General features: G+C 70.3%; 5 protein-coding genes. 2 read left to right on the top strand and 3 right to left on the bottom strand.

What is annotated here, in order from left to right; all coding sequences use genetic code 11:
* Positions 1-214: 214 nt before the first annotated feature.
* Positions 215-463, bottom strand: coding sequence for a hypothetical protein (locus ACFY2Z_RS36505; protein ID WP_390748292.1), 249 nt, complete (start codon positions 461-463; stop codon positions 215-217).
* Between ACFY2Z_RS36505 and ACFY2Z_RS36500 the strand changes: the two genes are divergently transcribed.
* Positions 462-4,499: a carboxypeptidase regulatory-like domain-containing protein gene (locus ACFY2Z_RS36500; protein ID WP_390748291.1), complete on the top strand. Its 4,038-nt coding sequence runs from the start codon at positions 462-464 to the stop codon at positions 4,497-4,499. The genes ACFY2Z_RS36505 and ACFY2Z_RS36500 overlap by 2 nt on opposite strands.
* Before the next feature lie 183 nt (positions 4,500-4,682).
* Entirely contained in the window at positions 4,683-8,855 is a 4,173-nt protein-coding gene (locus ACFY2Z_RS36495; RefSeq protein WP_390748290.1) for a carboxypeptidase regulatory-like domain-containing protein, read from the top strand.
* A gap of 151 nt (positions 8,856-9,006) precedes the next feature.
* Here ACFY2Z_RS36495 and ACFY2Z_RS36490 read toward each other — a convergent pair whose 3' ends face one another.
* Positions 9,007-9,726 carry a rhomboid-like protein gene (locus ACFY2Z_RS36490; RefSeq protein ID WP_390748289.1) on the bottom strand — a complete coding sequence of 240 codons (720 nt, stop codon included), beginning with the start codon at positions 9,724-9,726 and terminating at the stop codon, positions 9,007-9,009.
* Between the two features lie 788 nt (positions 9,727-10,514).
* Positions 10,515-13,292 (bottom strand): ATP-binding protein, encoded by a 2,778-nt coding sequence (locus ACFY2Z_RS36485; protein ID WP_390748288.1) that lies wholly within the window; start codon positions 13,290-13,292, stop codon positions 10,515-10,517.
* Positions 13,293-13,369 lie beyond the last annotated feature (77 nt).

Raw genomic sequence — 13,369 nt, 5'->3', positions numbered from 1 at the left:
CTCAGAGCGGCCTTCCCGGCCTTGGTGTCACTCGTCACGTCAGTCATCAACTGTCGCTTCCAGCTCGGGAGTTACACCGCTCACCGTACAGACCCGACGACGGTACTCAGCTGTGGATCCACCCGGATCCCATCGGGGTTCGGCGAGCGACGAGGGTCTCGGCTTTGGATCCCATTTGGGAACGCATGGGGCTCGGCGGGCCACCGGTACGTCTCTATTGAAGGATCTCAGTGGACCCTACTCGGAACGCACTCGGGCTGCGGCGAAGAATCGTGGTCGCCGTGTTGGCCGCCACGTTGACGATGTTCGGGATGGCCGGCCCGGCCGCCGCAACCGTCAGCGCACGGTCGCCCGGCACGCCCGCGGCAGCAAGCGGCTCGGCGCCTGTGTCCGCCACGACAAACGTGACATCGACGAACAAGCATGCCACTCCGCTGTGTTCACTTCCGAAGAAGAAGGGCATGGCACGGTGCTTCGCGGAACGGCGCACTGACGTCGCCTCGTCCAAGGGCGTCCAACGGCTTGCCGCCGCCGTGTCCGGATACGGACCGTCCGACCTCGTCAGCGCGTACGGACTGCCGGCGAACGGCGGCGCGGGCCAGACTGTGGCCATCGTAGACGCCTTCGACGACCCGACCGCCGAGGCCGATCTCGCCACCTACCGCGCCCAGTTCGGCCTGCCGTCGTGCACCACGGCCAACGGCTGCTTCCGCAAGGTCGACCAGCGCGGCGGAACGTCGTACCCGGCCCCGAACGCGGACTGGGCCGGTGAGATCTCGCTCGACCTGGACATGGTGTCCGCCGTGGCGCCGATGGCGCACATTCTGCTCGTCGAGGCGGACGACAACAGCGACCCGAACCTGTACGCGGCCGTGGACGAGTCGGTCGCGCTGGGCGCGAAGTACGTGTCCAACAGCTATGGGTCGCAGTACAGCCCGACGCCGGGCAGCGGTGAGGACCCGTCTCAGGTCACCGATGCCGACGCGCACTTCAACCACCCGGGTGTCGCCATCGTGGCGTCCAGCGGCGACAGCAACTACGGGGTGTCCTACCCGGCCTCCTCGCAGTACGTCACCGCGGTCGGCGGTACGAGTCTCGTCCGGGACTCAGGCGCGCGCGGCTGGTCGGAGTCCGTGTGGAGCGGTGGGACCAGCGGCGCGGGCAGCGGCTGTTCGCTGTACGAGGCGAAGCCGGCCTGGCAGCACGACAGCGGCTGCGACAAGCGCACGGTGGCCGACGTGGCCGCGGTGGCGGACCCGGCGACCGGTGTCGCGGTCTACGACTCCTACCAGCAGGGCGGCTGGGGCGTGTTCGGCGGCACCAGTGCCTCGGCGCCCATCATCGCGGGTGTGTACGCGAACGCCGGTACGCCGGTCAAGGACACGTATCCCGCGAGCTATCCGTACGCGACCCCGGGGCACCTCAACGATGTGACCGCCGGCAGCAACGGCACGTGTTCGCCGTCGTATCTGTGCACGGCCGGAGCGGGTTACGACGGTCCGACCGGGCTCGGCACGCCGAACGGCCTGGCCGCGTTCACCACCGGACCGCACGGTGCCGGCACCGGTACCGTCACCGACGCCTCGACCAAGGCACCAGTAGTCGGTGCGACGGTGGCGATCGGTGACACGACGGCGCTGACCGACGCGTCGGGCCACTACAGCGCATCGGCGCCGTTGGGCACCTACGACGCGACAGCGTCGGCCTACGGGTACGCGAAGAAGACGGTCAGCGGTGTGTCCGTCACCGACGGCGGCTCGGTGACCGAGGACTTCCCACTCGCCCCGCTGCCGACGGCCACGGTGTCCGGCACGGTCACCGACGGATCGGGCCACCCGTGGCCGCTGTACGCGACGATCAGCGTCGACGGCGTGCCAGGCGGCCCGGTCCACACCGACCCGTACACCGGCCGCTACAGCCTGAAACTGCTTCAGGGCCAGACGTACACGGTCCATGTGAACGCCAACCACCCGGGCTACGAAGCGGTGACGAAGAAGGTGACGGTCGGCACGTCGGACACGACCGCCGACCTGAGTGTCCCGGTCGATGTGTACGAGTGCATCGCGCCCGGATACACGGCGCACAACACGGGCACGACGCAGACGTTCGACGGGACGTCGACGCCGGACGGCTGGACCCTGAAGAACACGGACGCGGGAGCCTGGCAGTTCGACGACCCGCAGCTGACGGCGCCCGGCGCGACCCGGGGCAACCACACCGGCGGCAGCGGCGGCTTCGCCGTCGCCAACACCAGCGACAAGTCGAGCCGAAACCCGTACGACATGTCGCTGGTCTCCCCGGTGACCGACTTCTCGGCTGCCGCGCACCCGGACGTGTCGTTCAACACCGATCTGCGGGCCTACGGCGGCATCGCCGACGTCGATGTCACCACGGACGGCGGCACCACCTGGAAGAATGTCTGGCACCGGTCGGCGACCGACGTACCCGGCCCGGCGCACGTCGACCTTCCGCTGCCGATGGTCGCTCACCAGTCCGCCGTTCAGGCGCGGTTCCGCCTCACAGGGCCTTTCCCAGGCTGGTGGCAGGTGGACGACGCCTTCATCGGCGACCGCACCTGCGACCCGGTCCCGGGCGGTCTGGTGGCCGGAACGGTCACCGACGCCAACACCGACCGGCCCGTCGTCGGCGCGACCGTCACCAGTGCCGATAAGCCGGCCGAGCACGCGATGACCTTCGCGACCCCGGACGACCCGAACCTGCCCGACGGTTTCTACTCGGTGTTCTCCTCGCTCACCGGCACGCACGACTTCACCGCGGCGAGGCGGAACTACACCACGACCACAGCCCATGTCGACGTGGCCGCGGACATGGTGACCCGTACTCCGCTCACCCTCAAGGCCGGCCGGATCACCGTCACCCCGGGCAAGGTCGGCCTGTCCGTGCCCTGGCAGGGCAAGGCCGCTCAGACCGTCACCGTGAAGAACACCGGCAGCGCACCGGCCAAGGTGACGCTCGGCGAGCAGGTCGGCAGCACCACTCCGCTGACCGCGCACGGCGCGCCCACCACGCGGATCAAGGGCACGTACTCGCCGCTGTCCCTGCTCGACAAGAACGGCACGAAGGGCGGCACGGCCCGCAAGGCGGCGGGCGCCGCGCCGAACTCCTCGGTACCGGCCGCCGCGCCGTGGACAGCCATCGCCGACTATCCGGCGGGCACCGTCATGGACAACGCCGTCGTCTCACTCGGCGGCAAGATCTACTCGGCGTTCGGGTTCGGCAGCAACGGCATCTACGACGCCATGTACGCCTATGACCCGGCCACCGGAACCTGGTCGCAGAAGGCGAGGACCGCGACCAAGCGTGAGACTCCGGCGATGGCCGTGCTCAACGGGAAGATCTACGCGACCGGCGGCCTGGACGTGGACTGGAGCAACTGGGGACACCCGGAGGCCAGGACCGAGGTCTACGACCCGGCGACGAACGCGTGGACGACCGCCGCGGCCAACCCGCACCCGCTCTGGGCCTCCGGTGTCGCGGTTCTGGACGGCAAGATGTACGTCGTGGGCGGCTGCCCCGGCGACGGGAACTGCGGCGCCACGGACGTCATGGTGTACGACCCGGCCACCGACTCCTGGAGCCGCGAAGCCGACTACCCCGAGCCGGTCAGCTGGGAGGCGTGCGGCGCGATCTCCGGCGAGCTGTACTGCGCCGGCGGCACCGGCCCCAACGGCGAGACCAAGCACACGTATGTCTACGACCCGCACTCCGACGCGTGGGCGCGGGTGGCCGACCTGCCCATCGACCTGTACGCCTCGGGGTACACGACGGCGCAGGGCCGGTTGCTGGTCTCCGGCGGTGTCACCGACCACGACTCGGTCATCACCAACCAGGGCTTCGGCTACGACCCCGCCGGTGACACCTGGGCGCCCGTCCCAAACTCGAACAACACGCTCTACCGCGGCGGCAGCGCGTGCGGGTTCTACAAGATCGGCGGCCGTACGGACGTCCTGGACGGCGGCTTCGATCCGGTCACGGTGGCCGGCGGCGAGTTGCTGCCGGGCATGGCCGACTGCGGCGACACCAACGACGTGAGCTGGCTCGCGGCGAAACGGAAGACGGTCACGGTCGCACCGGGGGCCAGCGCCACGGTCACCGTGAACGTCGACGCGAGTGCCGCGGACATCACCCAGCCGGGCACGTACACGGCGGCCCTGGTGGTCGGCACGGACACGCCGTACCGGACGCCGCTCCTGCCGGTGTCGATGACCGTCGCCCCGCCCAAGACCTGGGGCAAGATCACCGGCACCGTCACCGGGCCGTCGGGTCCGCTGCCCGGCGCACAGGTCCAGATCACCACGCCGAAGGGCCACTACACCCTCAGGACCGACGACGACGGCCACTACCAACTGTGGCTCGACGCGCGGAACAACCCGTTGCAGGTGATCTGCTCGCACAACGGCTACCAGCCACAGGGGACGACGGCACACATCCGGAAGAGAGCGACGACGACGCTGAACTTCGCCTTGCAGAAGGTCTAGTTCAGCCGGGCGGGAGGGGGGCCGGTCCCGGGCGGTGTCACCGCCCCGCCCCCTCCCGTGGGCCGCCGTGCGGACCCGGATCCGCACGCACCCGGCACAACCGCCCATGCCGGCCGTCCGTCGAGCCGCGATCGGCGCGGGACATACCCATCACCAGGTCACCTCAGTTTCGGGAGAAACTCCTTGCCCAGAACCCGTCTGCAACGGAGCGCTGGACGCGGAGGCCGAGCGGCCACCGCCGTCGTCGGCCTCCTGTCGACGGCACTTGCCGTCATAGGACTCCAACTGCCCACCGCCACACCCGCGTCCGCCGCGTCCTCCGGCAAGGCCGCGGCCGTCCGGCAGTGCGCGGACCCCAAGCCAGGACATGTCACCTGCCTGGCGTTGCACCGCACTGACGTGGCCGCCCGCCGCGGTGTCCAGGCGGATTCCGCGACGCCGTCCGGCTTCGGTGCCATCGACCTGCGCAGCGCCTACGCGCTGCCGGCGGACGGCGGCGCCGGCCAGACCGTCGCCATCGTGGACGCCTACGACGACCCGGCCGCCGAGGCCGACCTCGCGGTCTACCGCCAGCAGTACGGTCTGCCCCCGTGCACCACGGCCAACGGCTGCTTCACCAAGGTCGACCAGCGAGGCGGCACCCGCTACCCGGCCCCCGACGCGAGCTGGGCCGGCGAGATATCCCTCGACCTCGACATGGTGTCCGCCGCCGCCCCCAACGCCCACATCCTGCTGGTCGAAGCGGACAGCACGAGCTTCGCCGACATCGGGGCCGCGGTGGACGAGGCGGTCGCGCTCGGCGCGAAGTACGTCTCCAACTCGTACGGCACCGGGTACAACAGCACACCGGGCACCGGCGAGGACCCGGCCGAAGCGACCCAGTTCGACCCGCACTACAACCACCCGGGCGTGGCCATGGTCGCGTCCAGCGGTGACAGCGGCTACGGGGTGGCCTACCCGGCCGCCTCGCAGTACGTCACCGCGGTCGGCGGTACGAGTCTCGTCCGCGATTCCAGCGGGCGCGGCTGGTCGGAGTCCGTGTGGAGCGGTGCGGGCAGTGGCTGTTCGCTGTACGAGGCGAAGCCGGCCTGGCAGAGCGACAGCGGCTGCGACAAGCGCACGGTCGCCGATGTCGCGGCGGTCGCGGACCCGGCGACCGGTGTCGCGGTCTACGACTCCTACCAGCAGGGCGGCTGGAACGTGTTCGGCGGCACCAGTGCCTCGGCGCCCATCATCGCGGGTGTGTACGCCGCCGCCGGTACGCCGGTGAAGGACACGAATCCGGCGAGCTACCCGTATGCCAACGCGTCACACCTCAACGATGTGAGCGCCGCCAGCAATGGCACATGCTCGCCCGCGTATTTGTGCACGGCCGGGGCCGGTTACGACGGTCCGACCGGGCTCGGCACGCCGAACGGCCTGGCCGCGTTCACCACCGGACCGCACGGCGCCGTCACCGGTACCGTCACCGACGCCTCGACCAAGGCTCCGGTGGCCGGTGCGACGGTGAGCGTCGGCGACTCGACGGCCCTGACCGACGCTTCCGGTCACTACCGCACCTCGGTGCCGGCCGGCACGCACGACGCGACGGCGTCGGCCTACGGGTACGCGGACAAGACGGTCAAGGGGGTCACCGTCACCGACGGCGGCTCGGTGACCGAGGACTTCGCGCTCGACACGGTCCCGTCGTCGACCGTGTCCGGCAAGGTCACCGACGGCTCGGGCCACTCCTGGCCGCTGTACGCGACCATCACCGTGCGCGGTGTGCCCGGCGGCCCGGTCCACACCGACCCGTACACCGGCCGCTACAACCTGAAACTGCCGCAGGGCCACACGTACACGCTCGACGTGAACGCCGACTACCCGGGCTACGAAGCGGTGACGAAGAAGGTGACGGTCGGCCCGTCGGACACGACCGCCGACCTGAGCATTCCGGTCGACGCCTATGAATGCATCGCGCCCGGATACACGGCGCACAACACGGGCACGACGCAGACGTTCGACGGGACGTCGACGCCGGACGGCTGGACCCTGGACAACACGGCCGCGGGCGGATGGGCGTTCAACAATCCGCAGCTTCCGTGGTGGTCGTACGGCACGGGCAACCACACCGGCGGCAGCGGCGGCTTCGCCGTAACCGACACCCGCACCATGGACTTCCAGCACCCGGTGGACATGTCACTGGTCTCCCCGGTGACCGACTTCTCCGGCGCCGCGCACCCGGACCTGACGTTCGGCACCGACCTGTCGGCACAGAACGGACCCATAGCCGACGTCGAGGTCACCACTGACGGCGGTGCCACCTGGAAGCCCGCCTGGTCCCGCGGAAACGATCTGCGCGGCCCGGCGCGCGTCGACGTGCCGCTGCCGATGGCCGCTCACCAGTCCGCAGTACAGGTGCGATTCCACTTCAGCAGCCGGCTGCTGAACGCGTGGTGGCAGGTGGACGACGTCCACCTCGGCGACCGCAGCTGCGACCCGGCCCCGGGCGGCCTGGTGGCCGGAACAGTCACCGACGCCAACACCGACCGGCCCGTCATCGGTGCGACCGTCACCAGCGCCGACAAGCCGGCCGACCACTCGACGACCTTCGCGACCCCGGACGACCCGAACCTGCCCGACGGTTTCTACTGGATGTTCTCGTCGCTGACCGGCACGCACGACTTCACGGCGGCGCGCAGGCACTACGCCACCGCCCCCGCTCATGTCGACGTGGCGGCGGACGCGGTGACCCGGACGCCGTTCGCGCTCAAGGCCGGCCGGATCACGGTCACCCCGGGCAAGGTGGGCCTGTCCGTGCCCTGGCAGGGCAAGGCCGCTCAAACCGTCACCGTCAAGAACACCGGCACCACACCGGCCAAGGTGACGTTCGCCGAGCACGTCGGCGGTGTGACACCGCTGACCGCGCACGGCGCGCCCACCGCGCGGATCAAGGGCACGTACTCACCGCTGCCCCTGGTCGGCAAGGGCACTGCGAACCGCAAGGCGATCGGTACCGCACCGCACGGCGCGGTACCGGCAGACGCCCCGTGGACTCCCATCGCGGACTACCTGCCCGGGCCGGTCGTGGACAACGCCGTCGTCTCGCTCGGCAGCAAGATCTACTCGGCGTTCGGAGCCTCCGGCGCCGACTTCTACCACGGCATGTACGTCTACGACCCGACCGCGGGCAGCTGGTCCCGGCAGGCGGGCCCCGCGGACAAGCGCGACGGTCCGGCGATGGCCGTGCTGAACGGGAAGATCTACGCGACGGGCGGCTGGGGCAGCACCGGGGCCCCGGACGGCAAGACCGAGGTGTACGACCCGGCGGCGGGCGCCTGGACGACCGCCGCGGCGAATCCGCGTCCTCTCGCGGGCTCCGGTGTCGCGGTCCTCGACGGCAAGATGTACGTCGTCGGCGGCTGCGACGCGCACTGCGGTGCCACGGACGTCATGGCGTACAACCCGGCCACCGACTCGTGGAGCCGCCACGCCGACTACCCCGAGGCGGTCAGCTGGGAGGCGTGCGGCACGCTGTACGGCGAGCTCTACTGCGCCGGCGGCGCGCGTCCCGGCGGCGAGACCAGCCACACGTACGTCTACGACCCGGCGGCCGACTCCTGGTCGCGGGCGGCCGACCTGCCCATCGAACTGTGGGGCTCCGGGTACACAACGGCGGAAGGCCGGTTGCTGGTCTCCGGCGGTGTCACCCAGAACAACACGATGATCACCAACCAGGGCTTCAGCTATGACCCGGTCGGCGACACCTGGACGCCCATGGCGAACTCGAACAACGCGGTCTACCGCGGCGGCAGCGCGTGCGGGTTCTACAAGATCGGCGGTATTGGCAAGGACCAGTTCGGCAGCGTCCTTCCGGTGGCCGGCGCCGAGGTGCTGCCGGGCGTCTCCGACTGCGGTGACGGAAACGACGTGAGCTGGCTCGCGGCGAAGCCGAAGACGGTCACGGTCGCACCGGGTGCCAGCGCCACGGTCACCGTGACGGTCGACGCGAGTGCCGCGGACATCACACAACCGGGCACGTACACGGCGAAGTTCGCGATCGGCACGGACACCCCGTACTCGACGCCGGGCCTGCCGGTGTCGATGACGGTCGCCCCGCCGAAGACCTGGGGCAAGGTCACCGGCATCGTCACCGGGTCGGCGGGTCCGCTGCCTGGGGCGGTGGTCCAGGTCATCACGTCGGGGGCGCACTACACGCTCATCACCGACGCGAGCGGCCACTACCAGCTGTGGGCCGATGCCCGGAATCCGTTGCAGGTGATCTGCGCGGACGACGGCTATCAGTCGAAGTTGACGACGGTAAGGATCAGAAAGGGAGCGACCACGACGCTGAACTTCGCCTTGCAGAAGTTCTAGTTCCGGCGGGCTGAGAGGGCCCGGGCGATGACATCGCCCGGGCCCTCTCGCGCGGCGTCCCGGCGGGGCAATCCGGTGAAGTCGGCGGCGCGGTCGTCGAGCTGTCACGGCAGTTGCCGGGCGAGTACAGCCGGCAGCGCTCGATCCTGCCTCAGCACCCGCCGGTTGGAGCTGCTCCTCGCCGATCCGTCGCACCGATCCCGTCATTCCCCGCGGAGTGTCTCCCGCCCGGCGATGCGTCGGCGTCGACGGGATCCGGCCCGACGGTCTTCGTGCGTGCCGGGCCGGACGGGGTGCGCAGCCACACCGTCCGGGCGGCGAGGGAGCCCAGCGCGAGGGAGACCAGATGGCCGACGTCGGCGAGTTCCTGGTCGTACAGCAAGGCGGCCGTCAGCGCCGTGGCGAGCAGAGGCAGGCCGTAGCGGCGCAGCCGGCCGACGGCGAGGGCGAGTAGGCAGGCGGCGGTCGTCACCAGACCGTAGCTGATGCCCACGTCACGCGTCCGGGTGGGTACGCCCGGCAGATGGACGATGTGCATCAGCCACAGGGCGCCCTCGGTGAGCAGGGTCGCGGCGAGGTGGCCGAAGACGAACACTCCGCACGCGCGCAGTGTGCCCCAGCGCCATTCGGCACATCCCAGGACCCCGGCCACTGCGGCGATACCGACCAGGGCCGGGACACCGTCGACCACCAGACCGCTGGTGAACAGGGTCCACCACTTGCCGACATCCAGGTGATGGACGTTGCTGCTGTTGTGGCGCACGAAACGGGCGCGCTCTGCGACCGGTTGTCCCTTTAGCCACCATGCAGTGAGCAGCAGGGCCGTGACGTACACGACGGTGCCCGGCAGCCGCCGCCTCAACGTCTCCACAGCCCTCATTTTCATCCGTTTCATGCAGATTCGGTACGTTCTCGCCGCCTGTGCTCGGGCAGTCACGGGCGATGTGCCCGGCCTTACCGGGAAGAGACCGTCTGCCGCTCTGCCTGGTTCCGATGGCGGCCGACATGAGAGGAATTCTCACCAAGCGATGCCGTACTGCGCCCGCAATGACCAGTGGTTCGACCTACACGGGAGGGATTTCGACTGGTGGAACGCCGGATGGAGGGACCCGCGCGGGTGTCGGGCGGTGGCGGCGTCGGTCGCGCGGTGATCAGTCGGAGTCGGGCGTTGGGCGCGATGACGGTGGCAGCACCCGCGGTCCTCGCAGGCTGCGGCGGCAAGCACGCGAAAGCCGCGCGGACGTGGACCTCAGCGATGCGGTTGTCGAGTATCCGTTGAGCATCGCTGCCCGGTCCCGGCCCTTCATCGTGGACCCCGAGGACCTGGAGGAACCCAGTCCGCTGAACGCTCGCGAGGCCCGGGTGCGGATCATGTCGCTGCGGGGAGTGGATGCCGCGCACCTGGTACTCACCAGCGTGGACCTCGCTGACTGCCTTTTCGCCGGGACGGTCCATCTCGATCAGCTGCGCCTGGAAGGGAGATACGCCTTCGCTGTTGCTCCTTCAGGTCTATGCCGACGCGGGGTGCGGCCCGTGCGCTGGACGGCGCGCCGGACGCCGGCCGAAGAACATTACTGGCGTGCCGCGCGCGGCTGGGGCGCCGATGGCCAGGAGCGCACCGGTGCTCGGGCCCGGGCGCCTTGTCCTCGCTGGGCGGTGTCAGTGCTGTACTTTCCCGGCACCCGCGCGGCTCGGCTCTGCCGTGCGGTCTCCGCTCTGCGCCCTGATGCGTGGTCCGCTCGGGCGCAAGCCCGCTGCGGCGAGCTCCGCGTGGGCCCGCTCCGCGAGATGATCCGCTCCGCACCTCTCCGCCAAGTCGACACCCTCGAAGAGCAGTTCCGCCACCCGGTCAGCGTGGCCGCGGCGCCCGAGGTCGATGGCGAAGTCGACCAGTGCCTCGGCGTACAGGTACTGATTGGGGGACTTGCCGAGCGTCTCCACCGCCCGCTCCAGCAGCGCCAAGGTGTCCTCGTCCTCGGACACCGCCGCGCTGAAGCGCAGTGCCTCACCTACGGCGGTGGGCGTGCCGTAACGCTCTGCTCGGCGCAGCGTCTGCGCTGCGAGGGCTCGGGCGGCTGCCGGGTCCTCCTGGGCGAGGGCGAGGGCGAGGTGTCCCGCCCAGGGACACCAGGTCGGATTGAGGATGCCTTTGGCCTCGAGCCGTTCCCCGACGGCGGTGAGTTGGGCGATGGCTTCCTTGCGCCGGTCGCGGACGAGCAGCAGGCGTCCGTACAGCGCCTGGGGGTCCGGGAAGACCACCGCGTTGGGGTACGGCGGCGCGAAGTCGTGCGCCTCGGCGACGCTCAGCGCTTCCTCGTTGTGGCCGCGGGCCAGCAGGATGTCGAGCAGCAGACCGACGGCGTACCACTTGGCGGGCAGCCGGGGTCCGACACGGTCGGCCAACCGGACCGCCTCACGCGCGCAGCGCTCGGCCTCGGCGAGCATTCCGCGCCGGAAGTGGACCAGACCGAGGAGGTTGAAGCCGAAGGAGAGGTGGGCTCCGCTCCACCCGACCTGCTGGCACTCGGCGATGGCGGAGCTGAACAGCTCCTCTGCGCGGTCGCACTGGTCGGCGTACATGTACCCGAGCGCGGTGATGCTGGGCAGCTCGAAGCCCCAGTCCGGGTCGGTGTAGCTGAGCCCCACGGCGCGTGTGGCGACGGCCAGGGCGCTTTCAGCCGGCTCACCGCGCAGCGTCGCATCCCAGGTACGCAGGCACAACAAGGCCTTCTCTCCGACGTTCTGCCCGGACAGATGCTCGGCGAGTCGAGCGAGCCGACGGGAGCGGACAGGCGCTTGCACCTCATGCGCGTCGAAGACCAGCCACAGGTGGTGCGCGGCCTGCAGGCGCAGCCGTGCCCCGTATGACCGTGCGTGGGCAGCCTCGGCCCCCGCCACCGCGGCTGCTTCGCCGAGCTGGTCGTTGTGGGCGAGAGCCTGGGCCAACCGGAAAGTGGCGTCCGCTCTGAGCGCGGGGTCGAGGTCGGGCAGCTGCAAGGCCGCCGAGAGGTGGTTGACCGTGGTGGCCGGTGAGGTGAGCAGGGCAGAACAGCCGAGCTCGTGGAGCACGGCCGCGCGCTCCTCGGCCGGCGGCGGTTCGCGCAGCGCACGCTCCAGGCAGCGATGAGCGGCGTCCGGAGCGCCTTGGCGAAGATTCTCACGTGCGGCTGCGCGCAGCTGCTGGACGGTCTCCGGGTCGTTGCTCGGGTGGGTCTCCAGCAGGTGCCGGGCGGCGACAGTGATGTTCAGGCCCGCGTCGACCACCGCGCCGGCGGCCTGCCCGTGCATCGCGGTGCGCATGGCCGAGGGGATGGCCCGATACACGGCAGTGGCGATGAGGGGGTGGACGAACTCGAGCGTCCTGGTGCCGGTCAGGATACGTGCGACTCGCAATCTGTCCGTGGCGTCCTGAGCCTCGGCCGGTGGGAGCCCGGCCACCGAAGCCGCCAGTTCGGGGGAGATCTCGGTCCCGAGTACGGCCGCCGCCCAGGCAAGCCGCACGGCCGGGTTGCCGAGCCTCTCCAGTCGTTTGACCAGTCCGGTGCCGCGGGACGACGCACCGAGGTCGCGCAGCAGATGGGCCGACTCCTCGGAGGGGGTGAGTCCGCGGTCCTGGACCTTGGCGACGAGTTCGACGGTTTCGTAGGGGTTGCCGCCGGTGACGGCCCAGCACTCGCGGCAGAAGGGATCGTCCGCTTCCGGCCCGAGTGCGCCGCGGGCCAACATGGCGACCGACTCTGGGCTGAGAGCACGCAAGGTGATCGGGTGGGATCCGCGGCCGCCGACCAGTTCACGGAACGCCGCTGCATCGGCAGGCAGTTCGTCCGGGCGATACCCCAGGACGATCAGGAGGGGAAGTTCCTGCACCCGCACGGCGAACGCGGCCAGCCAGGCGAGGGACTCCAGATCACCCCAGTGCGCATCGTCAACGACCATGACGATCGGCGCTTTGTGCACGGCGAGTTGCGTGAGCACCCAGTCCAGACCGTCCCGGACGCCCTGTGGATCCGGCACGGCGGTACCGGCCTGCTGGGCCAAGAGGCCGACGGCCGGCCCGGCGATCTCGTACCAGCCACCGAAGATCTCGCGACGTTCGGCCTCGGTGCAGGCTGCCAGGACGGGCTGCAACAACTGCCGCACGACGTGGAAGGGAACCGTGTGCTCCTGCTCGCTGCCGCGCGCGGACAAGACCGTGCATCCGCGGGCGGCGGCGATGGCTCTGATCTCGGTCAGCAAGGTCGTCTTGCCCAGCCCCGCGGCGCCGCTCAACAGCAGCAGCCCACCACGTCGACCGCCGCGGTCCGTCGAGCGGGCGCAGAGCCCCTCCACTGCCTCCCGTGCGGCTGACATCTCGTCGGCACGCTCGTACAGCGGTGTTCCCGACCGGCTGGGGCCTGTCGAGCCGACTCGTGGCGCGTTGCGTTCCTGTTCCGGCACGCTGTTCCCCTCGCTCCCCAGCCTGCTGGTGAGCCTAGCGAAGTGGGATGATGTGGGGCAGAGGTATGAGGGGAACC

It is taken from the genome of Streptomyces sp. NPDC001222, from assembly GCF_042896945.1.
Classification (GTDB): Bacteria; Actinomycetota; Actinomycetes; order Streptomycetales; family Streptomycetaceae; genus Streptomyces; species Streptomyces gibsoniae.
Note: the sequence above shows the minus strand (reverse complement) of the source record. Positions and strands in the feature narration are given on the sequence as shown.